General features: G+C 48.8%; 13 protein-coding genes and 1 pseudogene. 4 read left to right on the top strand and 10 right to left on the bottom strand.

Translation table 11 applies throughout. The features are described from left to right. Together B5E64_RS18140 and B5E64_RS04070 are read right to left on the bottom strand one after the other, a co-directional pair. Positions 1 to 322 (bottom strand): annotated as a pseudogene (locus B5E64_RS18140) (transposase); the annotation flags it as partial. 139 nt (positions 323 to 461) lie between these two features. Next, positions 462 to 2,081, bottom strand: coding sequence for an alpha-glucosidase (locus tag B5E64_RS04070; RefSeq protein ID WP_087167239.1), 1,620 nt, complete (start codon positions 2,079 to 2,081; stop codon positions 462 to 464). 293 nt (positions 2,082 to 2,374) lie between these two features. Here B5E64_RS04070 and B5E64_RS04065 point away from each other — a divergent pair, with 293 nt between their 5' ends. Then, positions 2,375 to 3,271 (top strand): helix-turn-helix domain-containing protein, encoded by an 897-nt coding sequence (locus B5E64_RS04065; protein WP_087167238.1) that lies wholly within the window; start codon positions 2,375 to 2,377, stop codon positions 3,269 to 3,271. 92 nt (positions 3,272 to 3,363) lie between these two features. Here the strand turns inward: B5E64_RS04065 and B5E64_RS04060 are convergent, their stop codons facing one another. Beyond that, positions 3,364 to 3,894 carry a hypothetical protein gene (locus B5E64_RS04060; protein ID WP_087167237.1) on the bottom strand — a complete coding sequence of 177 codons (531 nt, stop codon included), beginning with the start codon at positions 3,892 to 3,894 and terminating at the stop codon, positions 3,364 to 3,366. Next, positions 3,854 to 4,405: a sigma-70 family RNA polymerase sigma factor gene (locus B5E64_RS04055; RefSeq protein WP_242960079.1), complete on the bottom strand. Its 552-nt coding sequence runs from the start codon at positions 4,403 to 4,405 to the stop codon at positions 3,854 to 3,856. Before B5E64_RS04055 ends, B5E64_RS04060 begins: the two co-directional genes overlap by 41 nt. 127 nt (positions 4,406 to 4,532) lie before the next feature. On the opposite strand from B5E64_RS04055, the gene B5E64_RS04050 reads away from it, so the two are divergent. Together B5E64_RS04050 and B5E64_RS04045 are read left to right on the top strand one after the other, a co-directional pair. After that, a complete protein-coding gene (locus B5E64_RS04050) occupies positions 4,533 to 6,638 on the top strand; it encodes an ATP-binding domain-containing protein (protein ID WP_162610129.1) in 2,106 nt (701 codons plus the stop codon). Positions 6,639 to 6,677: 39 nt separating this feature from the next. Further along, positions 6,678 to 7,028 (top strand): LPS biosynthesis protein, encoded by a 351-nt coding sequence (locus B5E64_RS04045; RefSeq protein ID WP_087167235.1) that lies wholly within the window; start codon positions 6,678 to 6,680, stop codon positions 7,026 to 7,028. Positions 7,029 to 7,126: 98 nt separating this feature from the next. On the opposite strand, the gene B5E64_RS04040 is transcribed toward B5E64_RS04045, so the two are convergent. The 4 genes from B5E64_RS04040 to B5E64_RS04025 form a co-directional block, all read right to left on the bottom strand. Further along, complete coding sequence (locus B5E64_RS04040) at positions 7,127 to 7,951, bottom strand: ARMT1-like domain-containing protein (RefSeq protein WP_140398819.1); 825 nt, start codon at positions 7,949 to 7,951, stop codon at positions 7,127 to 7,129. Positions 7,952 to 7,986: 35 nt separating this feature from the next. Further along, positions 7,987 to 8,508, bottom strand: a complete 522-nt coding sequence (gene msrA / locus B5E64_RS04035) for a peptide-methionine (S)-S-oxide reductase MsrA (RefSeq protein ID WP_343284042.1) — start codon at positions 8,506 to 8,508, stop codon at positions 7,987 to 7,989. A gap of 140 nt (positions 8,509 to 8,648) precedes the next feature. After that, on the bottom strand, positions 8,649 to 9,590 hold the full coding sequence (locus B5E64_RS04030; RefSeq protein WP_087167233.1) for an Rpn family recombination-promoting nuclease/putative transposase: 942 nt from the start codon (positions 9,588 to 9,590) through the stop codon (positions 8,649 to 8,651). A gap of 330 nt (positions 9,591 to 9,920) precedes the next feature. Beyond that, on the bottom strand, positions 9,921 to 12,635 hold the full coding sequence (locus tag B5E64_RS04025; protein WP_087167232.1) for a TetM/TetW/TetO/TetS family tetracycline resistance ribosomal protection protein: 2,715 nt from the start codon (positions 12,633 to 12,635) through the stop codon (positions 9,921 to 9,923). Positions 12,636 to 12,894: 259 nt separating this feature from the next. Between B5E64_RS04025 and B5E64_RS04020 the strand changes: the two genes are divergently transcribed. Then, the gene (locus tag B5E64_RS04020; protein ID WP_087167231.1) at positions 12,895 to 14,274 is read left to right on the top strand and encodes an MATE family efflux transporter; all 1,380 of its coding nucleotides are present in this window, start codon (positions 12,895 to 12,897) and stop codon (positions 14,272 to 14,274) included. A gap of 67 nt (positions 14,275 to 14,341) precedes the next feature. Here B5E64_RS04020 and B5E64_RS04015 read toward each other — a convergent pair whose 3' ends face one another. After that, positions 14,342 to 15,931: a M1 family metallopeptidase gene (locus B5E64_RS04015; RefSeq protein WP_087167230.1), complete on the bottom strand. Its 1,590-nt coding sequence runs from the start codon at positions 15,929 to 15,931 to the stop codon at positions 14,342 to 14,344. Between the two features lie 23 nt (positions 15,932 to 15,954). Next, positions 15,955 to 17,328, bottom strand: a complete 1,374-nt coding sequence (locus B5E64_RS04010; protein WP_330616824.1) for an MATE family efflux transporter — start codon at positions 17,326 to 17,328, stop codon at positions 15,955 to 15,957. Between the last annotated feature and the right edge of the window lie 50 nt (positions 17,329 to 17,378).

Raw genomic sequence — 17,378 nt, 5'->3', positions numbered from 1 at the left:
CTTTGAGATCATTATTGACGATATCAGCAGCCAGAAGAGAAGTAAAACGGAGCCAGTTTGTTTTTGCCGAATTTAGGAACCGATAAAAAGTGTTCTTTGAAAAATCTTCCTTAAAAGAGCCAGTTCGTTGCTGCATATACATGCTTCTTCCGACAAAAATGTTGCTGAGCTTGTAGCGGAGCAGAGAAACAGGTGAAACACCTTTTTCTTTCATCCCATTGCATTTGGCGAGAAGCTTGCCGACATGATGCCTGGAAAAAAATCTCTGAACACAATCAATTAACTCGTTCTCATCGCAATAGTTTTGTGGTATACTGGACATGGCATAAATCTCCTTTGTATAGATGGTTTTTCGTCAATTCCATTATACCAAACGGGACAGGTTTATGCCTTTTTTATTGGCTGAAATATTGAATTTTCAAGGTTCAACACACCGTATTGGTGTGGGAAGTTTTAGTTAATTATCTGTCAATATAGATTATTGCTTCGTACGGACGTAATATTCCGTCTGTGTTTTCTGTGTTATAGTTATGTATCAGTTTTTCTGTTTTATTCCATTTTTCTATCAGTCTGCATGGTGCCGGTGTAGCTGTAAAGTTTGCGATGACGCACATTGTTTCTGTTTCAGTTGTGCGTGTGTATGCAAAAATCTGTGAGTCTTCTTCAAGCAGGAGATGGAATTCTCCTTCTGTGAAGATTTCGTTTGCCTTCCGTAATTTTATCAGCTTTTTATAGTAGTTGTAAATAGAATCTGGATCTTTGGTTTCATTTTCTGCATTGATTTCTGTGTAGTTTGGATTGACTTCGATCCATGGGGTTCCTGTGGTAAATCCTGCGTTTGTGCTGTCGTTCCACTGCATTGGTGTCCGTGCGTTATCGCGGCTTTTTGCGTAAATGGATTTCATAATATCTTCTTTTTTGTATCCTGCTTCCAGCCGCTCCTCGTACATATGGAGTGTCTCGATATCGCGGTAATGGGTAATATCCGGGAATCTTACGTTTGTCATTCCCAGTTCTTCTCCCTGATAAATATATGGAGTTCCCTGCATTCCGTGTAGAATGGTTGCAAGCATTTTGGCGGATTCTACGCGGTATTCTTTGTCATTTCCCCATCTGGATACGATTCTTGGAAGGTCATGGTTGTTCCAAAACAGGCTGTTCCAGCCGCTTCCGTGCAGTTCTTTCTGCCATTTTGCAAAGTTTTTCTTCAGTTCCACAAATGGAAGCGGGCTGAGGTCCCATTTTTCTTTTCCTTCTTCCTGATCCAGCATCACGTGCTCAAACTGGAATACCATGGAAAATTCGCTGCCGTCCGGATTGCTGTAACGTTTTGCCCGTTCCGGGTCCGCGCCCCATGTTTCACCGACCGTAATCAGATCTGCCTTCTGGAATGTTTCTTTACTTAACTCCCGCAGAAATTCATGCAGTTTTGGACCGTTTGTCGTGATTTTCTTATCTGGTTCTTTGGCAATCTGATCGATGACATCCAGACGGAATCCTCCAACACCTTTGTCCATCCACCAAAGAATCATATCGTAAATCTCCCGTCTGACCTTTGGATTTTCCCAGTTCAAGTCAGGCTGTTTTACAGAAAACTGATGGAAATAATACTGACCAAGCTCCGGTACCCATTCCCAGGCCGAACCGCCAAAGGATGCCTTCATATCATTCGGGAGCACTCCTTCCTCACCATCACGCCAGACATAGTAGTCGTGGTACGGATTATCCTTGCTTTTCTTCGCCTCCTGAAACCAACGGTGTTCATCGGAAGAATGGTTCAGCACCAGATCCATAATAATTTTGATATTTCTTTTTTTTGCTTCCGCAATCAACTGCTCCATGTCGTCCAGTGTTCCAAACATCGGATCAATATTTTGATAGTCCGAAATGTCGTACCCATTGTCGTCCTGCGGAGACTGACACACCGGCGAAAGCCAGAGTGCGTCCACTCCAAGATCCGCCAGATAATCCAATCTAGAAATAATACCCGGAAGATCACCGATTCCATCCCCGTTACTATCCTGAAAACTCCTTGGATAAATCTGATATACTACCTTATCCTGCCACCACTTTCTTGCCATAACAAAACTCCTCCTTTGACTTTTTTCAGTACCCTGGCATCTCCAAATCGCCGCCTAGAACTGTCACATTTTCTCATACAATATTAAAAACTCGCTCTATTCTGAAATTTTTCATTGGGGACAGGTTCCGTTGCATCGGTACACGTCCCCAACAAAAGGGTTAACTGTATTATACTTGCATTTTTTGTTTTTTTCTTGTATTATTATCTTACTATTTTGTACGATTCTGCTTTTCAGGTCCTATAAGCCCTAAAAAAACCTATAAGTGCTCAACAGGTTGGGAGGTGTATTGGATGTGTGCTGATATGGATCTTCGTGATCGTTCGTTTTTGATGAAGCGTGAGGGTGTGCGGCATGGGGACCGGCTGTTTCCGCTTGAGAAGTATGATGTGGTGTTGTCGGAGGAGTTTCCTCTGGTGCCGGCGCACTGGCATGAGGAGGCGGAGTTTACCTGGATCCGGTCTGGTTCGTGTGTGTATCATATTGATTTGTGTGATTATCCGGTTGGGGAGGGGGATGTGATTTTGCTGCCGCCGCGTGTGCTGCATTCTGCGGGTTCGTTCCCGGAGAGCCGGATGGTTTCGGAGTCCTTTGTGTTTCATATGAATTTTCCGGGTGCGGGTGGTTCGGATCTCTGCAGTATGAAGTATCTTCGTCCGTTTGCAAACCGGGAGGTGCAGTTTCCGTATGTGTTTTCTTCCGGCCATTCTGTGAATCCGCATCTGCGGGATCTGATGTCCCGTCTGAGCAAGTTGTATGAGTCCCAGGAGGAGGGCTATGAGCTTTTGATGAAGTCCTTGTTTCTGGAGTTATTTTACCGGATCTGGTCGTTCCGCCTTCAAAAGACGGCCTCCGTTTCTTCCAGGGAGCAAAGCGAGAAGCTGAAACTGGTGCTGGACTACATTGATCTCCACTTGGAATCTCCCATTACAGTTTCCACGCTTGCCGAAATCTGCTGTTTCAGTGAATCGCATTTTATGCGGTTTTTTAAGACCCATGTAGGAATGACCTGTACGGAGTACATCAATGCGCTCCGCCTGGAAAGGGCCTGGCAGCTGCTGCAAAGCGGCAGGTATTCTGTCATTGATGCGGCCTTTTCCAGTGGATTTCACAACCTTTCTTATTTTTATCGGGTCTTTAAGAAAAAGTACCATATGACGCCAAAGGAGGCCTTAACCCAAGTGGAATAACGAAACCGGACGCCGGAAGTCTGCCCTTCAAAAGCGATCCTGTCGGATCGAATCGGGCGCCTCCCGGCGTCTTTTGTATCCATCCTGGCTCTTTATTCTTCTGTAATGGTAACGTTTGGCTCCGGTTCTGCGTCCGTCACCTGAATGCGGTACGTCTTCCCATCCTTCTCCCAGATGGTTTCGTACTGTCCATCCCTTCGGATTTCCTCCGTAATATCCCGCTCTTCTTCCCCAAGAACCAGTCCGATAGTCTGCTGATCTTCATGCCGTACCACAGACACGCCAAGTTTCTCTGCTTCTGTCATTTCTCTGCTGGTCCTGGTTCCTTCTTCCATATGGATCACATACTGATCCCCTTTTTTCTCCAGTCCGGCTCCAATCTGAAGGACTTTCCCGTCTGCAAAAAATTCCACCTGAAACTGTCTGGCCGCCGCTGTGCCTACGATCGAGCAGGCAAACATTCCAATGCAGGCCGCCGCAAGAACCACTGCCTTTCTCCGGGCCGGCCTTCTGGCCGCCCGCTTCCTCTGCATCACCTTGTTCACTGCATGTTGATCCGGCCTGAGCCTGGTGCATGCCATTTTATAAATTTCCATTTCTCTGAACCCGTCTGTCTGATTCATAACGTAATCTCTCCTTTCCATCCGCCATTTCCCATGTCTGCTTTAACTTCTTCCTCGCCCTCGCAAGCTGAGTCTGAATGGTGGATTCCTTTTTCCCAAGCATTCCTGCAATCTCTCTGATGGAATACTCTTCGTAATAATAAAGATAAATGACAACTCTGTATTTTCTTGGGAGTAAAAGTACATCCGCCAGAACTCCCTCCTCTGTCGTCAGATCCGCCGGACTTTCGGATACCAATGTGTCCGTTCCCGGATGCAGTTCTTCCAGAAGTGCTTCCCGTTTCCGGAAGGGCTTTGCAAACAGTCGCCTGGATTCCCGGACGGTCACCTGAATCAGCCATCTGCGCAGGTGCTCCTCACTTTGAAATTCCGGTGCGAACCGGTACAGCCGAAGAAATACATTCTGCATGACGTCCTCTGCATCGGCATGATTTCTGCAGTCGTGGAGGGCAATCCGGTACACCATCGGGCTGTATGTTGTCACAATTTCGTTATATCGTTCGTTGTCCACTGTCTTCCTCCGCCGAAACATATTTTCTGAAAAGCTTTTCACTTATCATACCTGAAAAAAAGTGGAAAAATCCCACTTTTTCGGATTTTCTTTCGATCGTTCTCCTGCTATAATGGAAAGACAGTGTTTGGGATGGCCGGAAAAGAAAGGAATGATCATGATGAATCAGGATTATCAAGAAGAACTCCTGCATCTGGAAAGCTGTCTTTCCGTGATTCAGGAAAATATCCGGCTGTATGAGGCCAGAGAACAGGCCTCGCGAAAAGAGGTTACAGCGTTGTTTCAGGCTGTCCGCAAGGGGGAGGGGGATTCCTACGGTCAGCTGGTCGCAAGCCAGAATATTCTGGAGCATGTGCAAAATACCCTCCGCAAAAACAGATCGGCGCTGGATCAGCCGTATTTCGGGCGGATTGTCTACGACGATCTGACCTACGAGGCCTCGGAATGCTGCTATATCGGGAAAAACGGCATTTCGAAAAATCAGACCGACGTGATTGTCGTGGACTGGCGGGCTCCGGTGGCCAATGTGTACTATGAAAACAGTCTGGGAAACGGACATTACGCCGTTCCCGGATCCAGCGATGTGGAAATCGATCTCCACCAGAAACGGACCTACGACATTTCCGACGGCACGCTGCACGGCTACTACGATGATGATATCGCCGCCAATGACGACCTGCTGGTGAAATATCTTTCTCAGAATAAGGACGCCGTGCTGGGGGATATCATCGCTACCATTCAGAAGGAGCAGAATACCATCATCCGGGATCTGCCCAGCAAAAATATCATCGTCCAGGGTGTGGCCGGCAGCGGAAAAACAACGGTGGCCCTCCACCGGATCTCGTACCTTCTGTACAACTACGAAGATCTCTACAAGCCCTCCGAGTTCTGCATCATCGGAAGCAGCGACATGCTCCTGCGCTATATCCGGAGCGGTCTGCCGGAGCTGGATGTCCACCATATCCACGAAATGCGGATGGATGAAATCTTCCCGTATCTGATGGAGAAAGCCTGGAAAAAGCAGTATCAAATCGTTCCGGATTATCCGGAGGCGGAAATCAAGAGCCACCTGCCTTTTATCCGGGCACTGGACCGGTTTCTGACAGAACTTACCGAGGAAGCACTGAACCTTTCGGATATCACGGATCCGGATCTGGGCGTAGTGCTCTCTCTGGAGAGCATGCTGGAGGCAAGAAGCTATCACCCGGAAGATTCTCTCTATCAGTTCGAGAAACACTTAAATGAACGGATTCTCTCCCGGCTGAAATTTCTCTGCACCGAGCGGTCATCCGATTTTAAGAAAGCCAAACGCCAGGCATTCCGGAAGTATTTTGACTCTTCCGTCCGCAAATGGACGGTTCCGGGACTTTACCTTGCATTTCTCACCGAATTGGAAGAACAGGATTCCTCTCTTGATTTTTCTGCGACAAAAGCCGGTGTTTCAAAAGGGAAAACCGATGTTTACGATGCGGCCGCCTTTGGCCTCATTTACCGCCGGATCTTCCAAAAACAGGATCAGGATGTATTCAGCCAGATCTTTATCGATGAGGCTCAGGATTTCGGTGAAACCGTCTATTATGTCCTCAAGCAGATGCTTCATGACTGTTACTTTACCATTATGGGGGACGTCTCCCAGAACATCCGCTACGAGACCGGCATGAACGACTGGGAACAGCTCAAAGAAGCCATGTTTGATTCTCCAAAGGACAGCTTCTACCTTCTGCTGAAAAGTTACCGGAATACCATAGAAATTTCCCGCTTTGCATGTCAGGTCCTTCAGCGGGCTTCCCAGGGCGGCTACCAGATCGATCCGGTGATCCGCCATGGTCAGCCGGTATCCATTCTGCAGGCAGAGTCTTCCGGACTCTTCTACCAGCTGCAGGAGACTCTCCGGCACGTCCGGGAAAAGAAGTTTGAAACCATCGCCGTCATCTGCCGGACGCCGGAAGAGGCCGCAGAGCTGAAATCCGGCCTTGGCATCCCTCTGGAAGAGGACGACAACAGCTTCCACAACGGCGTCATGGTGCTTCCGGTCTCTCTGACCAAAGGTCTGGAGTTTGACTGTGTCATCCTCTGGAAGCCGGACGAAGACCACTATCAGGATCATCCAAAGGACGCAAAGCTCCTCTATGTGGCCATCACCCGTGCCCTCCACGAACTCTATCTTCTGACAGACCGGCCGCTTACTCCTCTCCTTTTGACTTCCACAGGCAGCGAAAGTGTGCTAAAATAAGGCCGTACAAAGGGAAACAGGACTCAGGGAGGGATACCTATGATCATCGAAGGAAATCCAAAACAAAAAGAAGCAATGGAAGCCTTTCACCGTGGCGACCGCGCCGAAGGACTGCGGCTTCAGGAGGAGTTTGCCTCCGCATTCCGGGAAGAATATAAGGACAAGGATCACTGCCCTTGCCAGAAAGCCTGCCGCTACCATGGCAACTGCAAGGAATGTGTAGCCATCCACCGGGCTCATCAGGAACATGTACCGAATTGCATGCGCCCGCTCCTAAATAAGAAAATCCGGGCACTTTCCGAGCTCACCGAGCACACGATCGCTCTGGAAATTGAGCCGCCAAAAGAAGTGCTGAGGAAAGAAGTGCTGAGGAAAGAAGTTCAGAAATAAAAACAGCCCCATGCTGCAGCTTTGTTATAGTTGCAGTATGGGGTATCTTTTCTGATTCTTTAATAGACGTCCGAAACAGACTTGATAAGCTCTCTTTGTCACCGGACTCCATGACAGCAGATCAATTCTCCAACTGGAGCCTTCAAAATCCCGGCGATTCTCTCACATTTTACCATCATCAAATGGTAAATGTTCTTGTCCGTGCATTCACTGAGACTTTCAAAATTGCCCTGACCTTTGCTGATAATAACATCCGCCTTTTCAAACACATTCCGAAATTGCAAAGAAGTATCTGACAGTACCGTACCAAGGGCTCCGCTTCCGTTCTCGATCACCTCTGCCACTCTTTCCATTCCTGTCATGCGGGCATCCAGAATCGTCACATCATTGACAATCGGTTCCCCTCTGACTCCATATGTAACGGAAAGATCTGGGTACTGCTTCCGGATTTCTTCTATAAACAGTTTATCCAACACAATTTCTCCGCAGTTATCCCCTATATACAACACACTTTTTGCATCTTTCAAATCTTCAAAGAGCTGCCCGCTGTCATCCACCGCCTGCGTTCCATTCATATGATGATATACTTCTTCCATCACAAAACGGACTTCTCTGCTCCCTGCAAAATCAATCTGATTTCCAGCGGCTTCCAGACGCAGGGCACCACAAAGCGGGTCTTCTGAGCGCTTCACCGACAAGCGAAGTTCTTCCTCCTCATCCAGAAGCATCCGGTTATACCGCTTTTTTATCTCTGCATAAGGATCTTCCTGTCCCGTTTCTCTGGTAATCAATTTCCAGGTCTCACCCATGATCTCCGAATTTGTTTTCGAATAATCCGCCTCGGCAAGAAACGCCATAACTTTGGATACCAGATGCCTGGCTGACAGTTCATCCATATCCAGCAGACGGATCACACGATACACCTGATTTCAATTACAGAGCATACACGCATGATGCATTAACATATACTTTCCTCTCCCATTTCTTCTGCAATGAATTCGTCCGCATCCAGCAGGTTGATATGGCAGTAGCCGGCCGGATTCTTATCCAGGTAATCCTGATGGTATTCTTCTGCATCATAAAAGCAGGCAAGGGGCATGCATTCTGTCACAACCGGATTTGCATACTTCTGCTTCTCCTTCTCGATTGCCGCCTCAATCGCGGGCCGGTCCTCTACCTCCACATAATAGATGCCGTTCCGGTACTGTTCCCCAACGTCACCGCCCTGCCGGTTGAGCTCCGTCGGATCCACAACCTTGAAAAAGGCTTTTAATAACAGTTCCATGGAAATCTGTTCCGGATCATACACGACCTTCACCGTCTCCGCGTGCCCTGTCGTATTGCTGCAGACCTCCTGATACGTCGGATTCTCCGTTCTGCCATTGGCATATCCGGCCGTCGTCTCTGCAACACCCGGCAGCTTTTTCATAAATGCTTCCATTCCCCAGAAGCACCCTCCAGCAAAATAGATTGTTTTCATATTTATGTCCTCCTTATGCAAACTGTTCTCTTCCTGATGCTTTTTCCGGGAGAGCGGATAAGGTGTATTCGGACTCCCCATCAAAACCACATCCGGTATGAAAAACTCTTCGTTCTGTTCCTGATCCGTCCAAACCAATTTTAAAGAAGTTTTTGGAATTCCTCCACCGTCATTCCACATTCCCCGGCCGCCTGTTCCACGGTCAGCACCTGCTTCCGATACAAATCAATTAATGTCTGTTTAATTCCCTGTTTAATTCCCTGTTGGATTCCCTGTTGAATTCCCTCCTGGATTCCCTGGCGCATTCCTTTTTCGTGTCCCTCCTTGAGTGCGCGCTCTGCTGCACGCTCTGCCGCATGTTTGAAATGCTCATAGTCGCGGATCGCCCGTTCTCTCGCTTCATATTCGCGCCGTTTTTCTTCATCCTGGCTCATTTCCAGCAGGTCTTCGTATGCCTCTTCCAAATATTGATTTTCTTTTGCCAATTCTTCCATCTCCTTTTTGTCCGGCCCCCGGAAGAATTTCATCCATGCTACAATCCCGTCCGGATCCTGATAACCTTCCGGTATCTTGGGCAGTTCCAGAATCTGAATCTCCATCTTATCGCTGTACAGCTTCATGGTCTTGTTATCCCGAAAATTGATCACGTGGTAACTGATTTCATCATCATGGAAATATGTGAAATTCAGGATTCCGACCTGGATGCACTTCTGAAGTTTCTCATACCCTTCTCCTTTTTTCAGCTGATCGGCAAACATCTTGCACAGATAAAACATCTGCCGCTCGTCCCAGTAATCCACATAGGCAACCTGCATCTCCATGTCGATCTGAATTCCGTTCCGTAAAAGGACGTGTACATCCAGGATGCCCTGTTTTTCCTCTTCGGACCGCCGGGAAAGCTCATTTTTCAGCAGAATCGTCTCGCCGATTTCTTCGGGTGGGACTTTCAGCAGCACTGCAATAAATCCCTGTCTCGTCTTTGGATTGCGCATCAGCTCTTTGAAACACCAGTCCACATAGGGTTTCATGATAAATTCTTCCTGGCCGTTTGTGATTTTTTGATTGGTTTCATTTGTTCTCATAGACAGTCTCCTTTCTGAGATGGCTTTTGCATCTGCCTGATAAGGAACTGTTCTTCTTTCTACAGTGTACCATAATCCGTGAAAGCCGAAAAGGTCTGTTCTTTTCTGACAGATGTCTCTGCCGTATTCAGTTTGATTGATTGGATAATCCGGCGAACGCCGTTGAATGAGAAAAGCAGAATGCTTTTCAGATAGTGTTATCTTATCACAGTGACCTGGATAACTCCATAAAAAATCTGAGAATTCTTTCTAAACTTTTTAAAATATTCTACGTGTTCATGTATGAAAAAGACGGAACGGGCTGTCCCTTGTTCCGTCTTTTCAATAGACCTATGGCGTTTCTTTTCTGGCGGCTTTCCTTCCCTGCCGGATCTCCTCCATGAAATCGGTCATCTCTTCGGAGAGCTGGTCGAAGAGATAGGTTTTCCCTTTTGTGTCCTGGTGGTCCAGATACGTTTCCCTGATCTCGATACTGGCCTGTTCGATTTCTTCCTTCAGTCCTTTTGCAGAAAGCCTTCTTGCGCCCTGTCCCATGATGATGATCTGCTCCAGTCCGTCCGATGTGGCGACAGTCACCTGGTGGGTACGACCGATTTTATGTACCGTCTTTTCGATATACTGATCCGCTGTCTCAGCTTCTTTTGTGTAGACGACATAGATATTGTGGTACTTCTTTACCTCACCCGGATGTCCTTCCACTTTGTAGGCGTCAAATACAAGGATCAGAGTCTGCTTTTTGAACCCCTGATAATTGCTCAGGATATCCATCAGTTTATCTCTTGCCGCCTGGATATTGATTTTGGACAGCTCTTTTAATTCCTCCCACGCAAAGATAATGTTGTAGCCGTCTACAAGGAGGTATTCTTCCTCCTCCTTCTTTTTCGCGTAGACGGTCTTCGGCGCCCTGGAAGGGGTTTTGGTTTTCTGTTTCTGGTATCCGTATTTTCGTTCCTGGCCGGACCCGTAGGTACGGTTGAAGATCTCTTCCAGTTCTTTTTCGTCTCCCCAGCCGTAACTGGAGGTCAGGGTATAGGAACGGGGTGCGGCCGCTTCTTCCCGGGGCTTTTCTTCTTTCAAGCAGCTTTCCAGATGCATATAGTCTTCTACCTGATCCCACTCCACATAAAATCCGGCACCATGGGCACAGAATACGGATCCCGCCGGGTTGTCCGCATCCAGCTGCGGCCGGTATCCTGCCGCCTCGATGATTTCCTCCGCATTGTGGCATGGCTCGTACCCTTTCAGAGTGCAGGACATCCTTCCAAGCCCTTTCGTATAGGCAATGACTTCCATCTGGTATCCCTGAAGCTCCGATACGGGAACGCTGCCGCGCAGGACGGCGCGGTCCATCTCCTGCTCCGGAGGCGCAAAGGAGCCGCCCATCTTCTGGATGTCCGTCATAGCTCGCCCGATGGATTCCTGCGGGACTTCCAGAATAAAGTCGTAGACCGGTTCCAGCAGGATACTTTCCGCCTTCATCAGTCCCTGCCGGACAGCGCGGTACGTCGCCTGCCGGAAGTCTCCGCCTTCTGTATGTTTCTGGTGGGCTCTTCCGGATGCCAGGGTGATTTTCAGATCGGTGATTTCCGATCCGGTCAGAACTCCTGGATGCTTCCGCTCTGCCAGATGGGTCAGGATCAGACGCTGCCAGTTCTTATCCAGCACATCGTCGCTGCACTGATTGTCGAGAACGAGTCCGCTGCCCCGCTCACCCGGTTCCAGAATCAGATGGACTTCCGCATAGTGGCGGAGGGGCTCAAAGTGGCCCACCCCTTCTACTTTCTTCGTAATGGTTTCCTTGTATACAATGCTTCCGGAGCCAAATTCGGCACGGACGCCGAACCGCTCTTCAATCATGCTTTTCAGGATTTCGATCTGAACCTCGCCCATCACCTGGACATGGATCTCTTCGGCCTGCTCATTCCATATGATGTGCAGTTCCGGTACTTCCTCCTCCAGCTGCCGGAGTTTCAGAAGCATCAGGTGAACGTCCTCCCCGTCCGGGAAAAGGATCTGATAGGAGAGCACCGGCTCCAGCATCGGCACCTGGGCGTCCTCCTCCATTCCAAGTCCTTCCCCGGACCAGCTGGAATCCAGTCCCGCCACGGCGCAGACCATCCCGGCGGAAGCCTCCTCCACCGCCTGATAGGAGGCACCGGAGTAAATCCGGATCTGATGAACCTTTTCCTCCCAGGTCTCTTCCGGGTCCTGCTGTTTTCTGCCCCTTAAAATGTCCTTGACTTTCAGTGTCCCGCCGGTGATTTTCAGATAGGTCAGGCGGGTCCCGGACGGATCTCTTGCAATCTTGTAGACCTTTGCCCCGAAGACATCCGGATAGGATGGTGCGGTTGTAAAGGTGTCAAATACCTGAAGGAATTCCTCCACTCCCTGCATCTTCAATGCAGATCCAAAGCAGCACGGGAACAGCTTTCTCTCCCGGATCAGAGTCCTTACCGCCTCATCCTCGATCTCTCCGGTCTCCAGATAATATTCCAGAAGAGATTCTTCGCACACTGCGATATTTTCCAACAGTTCCTCCCGGCTCTGGTCTTTGCCAAAGTCCACACACCGCTCGTCCAGCTCTTTCTTTAGTTCCTGCAGAAGGGCCGTCCGGTCCGTCCCCGGCTGGTCCATCTTGTTTACAAAAAGAAAAACCGGAATCTCATACCGGTCCAGCAGGGTCCAGAGGGTGCGCACCTGTCCCTGGACGCCGTCCGCCCCGCTGATCACCAGCACCGCATAATCCAGTACCTGAAGGGTTCGTTCCATCTCCGCGGAAAAATCTGCGTGGCCCGGCGTATCCAGGAGCGTCACCTGCCTGTCCCCGATCACGGTCTGTGCCTGTTTGGAAAAAATCGTAATGCCGCGGTCCTTTTCCAGCTCGTAGGTATCCAGAAACGCATCTTTATGATCGACTCTTCCAAGCGTCCGGATTTGTCCGCTCTGATATAAAATACTCTCGGCCAGCGTCGTTTTTCCCGAATCCACATGGGCGACCAGACCGAGACAAATCTGTTTGTCTTTATTTCCAGACGTATCTTCCATATGAAAATACCCCTTTCTGTTCGATAGTACAGATACTATCATAACACAGAAAGGGGACGTCTATAAAGGGAATTCTCCCGCTTTTTCACCTCCGAATCCTTTTTCTTTTTCCCGCAGTGTGATATACTGGATATATGTCACCCGTTTTCCAGGGGAATGGAAGCGGCTGTGCGCAGAGAATCCTTCAAACGGGATTCTTTTTTGTGGAATGAAATACCTTACTTCGATTAGGTACAAAAGATATGAGGAGGTTTTTGAAATGGAAGAAAATGAAAAGATTGTGCTGTTTGAAAAGGCATCAATCCCCTCTGCGGTTGCCAAGCTGTCGGTTCCCATGATTTTCAGTTCTCTTGTCATGGTGCTCTACAACATGGCGGACACCTATTTCGTGGGAATGCTCAACAATCCGGTGGAAAATGCCGCAGTTTCCCTTGCCGCTCCGGTTCTGCTTGCGTTTAATGCCATCAACAACCTGTTTGGCGTTGGAACATCCAGCATGATGAGCCGGGCGCTTGGACGAAAGGACTATGAGGTGGTATCGGAAAGTTCAGCTTTTGGATTTTACTGCTCTTTGATCTGCGGAGTGCTATTCGGTCTGCTGTGCGGACTGTTTCACGGACCTTTACTGACCCTGATCGGGGCGGATGAGACGACACGTGCCGCCACTCAGGGATATATGTTCTGGACAGTTTATCTTGGAGCAGCCCCTTCCATTTTGAATGTCGTCATGGCCTATCTGGTCCGCTCGGAAGGTGCGGCCCTCCATGCCAGCATCGGGACGATGAGCGGATGTATCCTGAATATGATTCTGGACCCGATTTTCATTCTTCCGTGGGGCTTCCACATGGGCGCGGCAGGCGCCGGACTTGCCACCTGTATTTCCAACTGTGTGGCCTGCCTGTATTTTTTCGTTCTTCTTTATGTAAAACGGGGAAATACCTTTGTCTGCATCAATCCAAAGAAATTCCGGATCAAGCGCCAGATCATCAGGGAGGTCTGCGGTGTCGGCATCCCGGCTTCCATCCAGAACCTGCTCAACGTGACCGGGATGACGGTCCTGAACAATTTTACTTCCGCCTACGGGGCGGACGCCGTGGCCGCCATGGGAATCGCCTACAAGATCTACATGGTTCCGATGCAGGTGGCAATGGGATTCTCCCAGGGAATCATGCCGCTTGTAAGCTATAACTTTGCTTCCGGCAACCGGAGAAGGATGAAAGATACCATTCTCTTTGCCTTGAAGCTGATCGTCCCGGTCCTTGCAGTAGTGACGGTTCTTTATTATATCAATGCCGGACGGCTCATCAGCCTGTTTATGAACAATGAAGCGATCATCGCATACGGAACCCGGTTCCTCCATGGATTCGGACTTGGCATCTGCTTTATCAGCGTGGACTTCCTGGCAGTGGGTGTCTTCCAGGCACTGGGATTCGGAAGATATGCTCTTCTGTTTGCGGTCATGCGGAAGCTGATCCTGGAAATTCCGGCACTTCTTATCCTGAATATGATTTTCCCGCTCTACGGACTGGCTTACGCGCAGTGTACAGCGGAATTTATTCTCTGCATCTGTGCAATCCTGATGCTCCGGCACATTTTCCGGACCTATCAGGATACAAAAGAATACGCTTCTTCCCATTAAATAAAAGAGGAAACCGGTTATATCCGTTTTCCTCTTTTTTCTCATATCTTTCCCGCAAATCCGGTATTTATGCAATATACTTTGTTATGATCTGATTCACCTCTTCCGAGTTATCATATGCTCTGACTGCCTGCAGAAAATCTTCTGTCCTCGCTTCTTTCATACACCAGTTTCTGTAATACTGCTGGAGCATGGAGAAAAATTTTCCATCACCCATGGCATTCTGCAGTTCATACAAAAAGCAGGAGCCTCCAGTATAGACATACTCGGAATACGTATCCACTTCCTGTTGGTACTGTTCATAAGTGCGGTTGATAATAAAGCGCTCTCCCACGATCTGCTCAATCTGACTTTCCATATCCCGGTGAAATTCCTCGTCTGACATCGTTCCCCAGATTTCGCTGCTTCCAAGCCGTTCTTGATCCCGTTTTACCGCTTCCACTGCACTCGCCAGCCTGCTCTGCTGATACAGCACATCCTCGCAGTACTCGGCAAAACCTTCATCCAGCCACGCTTCTTCATACGGGTCATTTCCCACTCCGCCATAGAACCACTGATGTGCCGTTTCATGGGCAATCATACTGCAGGCCGATGTATAGGAGGCACTCTGATCCAGTTTCTGAATGTTCTCAACATCCGGCATTGCGGCCATCACAAGCCCCGGAAACTCCATCCCGTTTGAAAGCGCCGTCTGTACAATGTCCAGCTCTTTATACGGATACTCACCGATGAACCTGGAAAATAAAAGTACTGAATCCCTTGCAGCCATTAAGGACAACTTATTATATTCTGTGTTTCCCTTATAATCCAGATAATAGTGATTAACTTCGACACCTTCGGCATCTACACACTCCTTCTTCATACGGTCAGATGCCACAACCGCCAGTTCCCGGATGCTTTCCGCATAAATCTCCGTCACTTTACCGGATGTCTTCTCCTCTCCGGTGGCCGCCACTGTATATTCTTCAGGCGCTGTGAACGTACAGCGAAATACAGCCGGACTGTGATAGTTGGACTCGCCGGAAAATACATATGGATTTTCATTCCATTTTCCGTTTTCGTACATGGCAGTAACCGGAAAACAAAATGATAACTGATACACCCGGTTCTCTCCTTCTTCCCAGTATCCGAACTTTTCTTTCTGTTCTGGTATGTCAGTCACAAAATCAAGAGAGATGGTAATGGTATCCTTTGGCTTCAGCTCCCGCTCTCCCAACTGCAGATAAATGACTGAGGAATCTTCTTTTGTTTCCGTCACAAGCATCTGATCCGTACCTGCGATTCTTGCATTGGAAATGGTGGATGTTCCCGTTCCTTTCTCCTTCAGGATCGAAGCCGCATAGTTTCTCACACAGATCTGTCCGAGTGTATCTTCTGTCTGATTCGTGATGGTCATGGTGCTGTTTCCCCGAATCTGCTGCTTGACGGTATCCAGTGTAATCTCCATTTCATACTGTTCTGCCCTGCATGTCTTTCTCTCCCCGGCAGGCGGCAGTTCTTCTGCCTCATACGGCTCCAGTTCGATCTCATCAACCGTCCGGCTCTCCAGCTTTGTCTCCTGTTCCGTCTGCTCACTTTGGACACAGCCTGCAAGCTGTTCTCCCAGGAATAACACCGCCAAAACGATTGCCAGATACTTTTTTATATTCTTTTTCATACACTTTTTCTCCAAAAATTTCTTTATACTTCTTCCGCACTGTTTAAATGCATCTCCAGCTTACACTGTTTCCTCACAAAATAGAAACAGACTGCCTGCATGATGATAGTCAGAATCCAGGATGCCGGATAGGAAATGAACAGAAAGTACAGAGATCTGTGGTGCGGGAAGAACAGGTAAATCCAGACGATTCGTGTTCCCACCGTTCCGATGACGGATAAGATCATCGGCACCGCCGAGTGTCCCATTCCCCGCAGGGCTCCCGGGAACAGGTCCATGATGCCGCAGAGAAAATAAGGTACCGTTGTGATGGACAGTACTTCCAGGCCGCACTGAATGACTTCCGGCTCTGCCGTATAGATCTGAAGAAGCTGTCCTCCGAAAACGTAGGCCCCGATTCCCATGAGCGCGGATACGCTGACTGTCAAAATGATGCAGTCCAGAAGAACCCTGTCCATCCGTTTTTGCTTACCGACACTGTAGTTTTGGCTTGTAAAGCTCATGCATGCCTGGGTTACTGCATTGACTGCGGAATACAAAAATCCGATGATGTTGTTTGCCGCCGTGTACCCTGCCATGGCAGTGGATCCGAATGAATTGACCGAGGACTGCAACAGGGCGTTGGAAAAGTTGATGACGGTACTCTGGATTCCGGCAGGAATTCCCACCTGAAGGATCCGCACAAGATGCTCCTTTTTCACCGTCAGTCTGGAAAACCGCAGTTGGTAGCTTCCGTCGGACTGATGCAGGCACCGGATAACCAGAATACAGGAAATCATCTGGGAAGCCACCGTACCGATGGCAACGCCTGCCACATCCAGCGGGATTACGATAACCAGCAGAAGATCCAGCACCACATTGGTCAGCCCGGCCGCAATCAGAAAATACAGCGGTCTTCTTGTGTCTCCCACAGCCCGGAGGATGGAGGCGCCGTAGTTGTAAAGCATAAAAAACGGCATGCCCATGAAGTAAATCTTCATATACAGTACCGACTGGTCAATGACGTCGTCCGGCGTTCCCATCAGGGAAAGCGCAAGTCTGGACGCTGCCACTCCTACAAATGCCATAACGATTCCGCTGATCAGGGCCAGAGTAATAGCTGTGTGTACTGCTTCTGACATTTCCCGGTCTTTCCCGGCCGCATAATAACGGGCTGCCAGTACGTTGGCGCCCAGCGAAATTCCAATAAACAGGTTCGTGAAAATATTAATCAGTGCGGACGTGGAGCCTACTGCCGCCAGAGCCTGGCTTCCGCTGAATCTTCCCACTACAATGATATCTACTGCATTAAACATAAGCTGCAGAATGCTGGTCAGCATCAGCGGAAAGGCAAAAGTCACCAGCTTGTCCATAATGGAGCCATTGCACATGTCAATTTCATATTTGTTTTTCTTCAAAGTCCGTTCCCCCTTTTTGATGATGTCTCATTCCATAATACTGCCGCGGT

The sequence above is a fragment of the Drancourtella sp. An12 genome, assembly GCF_002160935.1.
GTDB classification, from domain to species: domain Bacteria; phylum Bacillota; class Clostridia; order Lachnospirales; family Lachnospiraceae; genus Sellimonas; species Sellimonas catena.
This window is presented reverse-complemented; position numbering and strand designations above follow the sequence as displayed.

Bases quoted from the DNA above. Each gene is read 5' to 3' on its own strand.
- B5E64_RS04070 (WP_087167239.1), bottom strand. From the start codon at position 2,081: ATGGCAAGAAAGTGGTGGCAGGATAAGGTAGTATATCAGATTTATCCA.
- B5E64_RS04065 (WP_087167238.1), top strand. From the start codon at position 2,375: ATGTGTGCTGATATGGATCTTCGTGATCGTTCGTTTTTGATGAAGCGT.
- B5E64_RS04060 (WP_087167237.1), bottom strand. From the start codon at position 3,894: ATGAATCAGACAGACGGGTTCAGAGAAATGGAAATTTATAAAATGGCA.
- B5E64_RS04045 (WP_087167235.1), top strand. From the start codon at position 6,678: ATGATCATCGAAGGAAATCCAAAACAAAAAGAAGCAATGGAAGCCTTT.
- msrA (WP_343284042.1), bottom strand. From the start codon at position 8,508: ATGAAAACAATCTATTTTGCTGGAGGGTGCTTCTGGGGAATGGAAGCA.
- B5E64_RS04030 (WP_087167233.1), bottom strand. From the start codon at position 9,590: ATGAGAACAAATGAAACCAATCAAAAAATCACAAACGGCCAGGAAGAA.
- B5E64_RS04025 (WP_087167232.1), bottom strand. From the start codon at position 12,635: ATGGAAGATACGTCTGGAAATAAAGACAAACAGATTTGTCTCGGTCTG.
- B5E64_RS04020 (WP_087167231.1), top strand. From the start codon at position 12,895: ATGGAAGAAAATGAAAAGATTGTGCTGTTTGAAAAGGCATCAATCCCC.
- B5E64_RS04015 (WP_087167230.1), bottom strand. From the start codon at position 15,931: ATGAAAAAGAATATAAAAAAGTATCTGGCAATCGTTTTGGCGGTGTTA.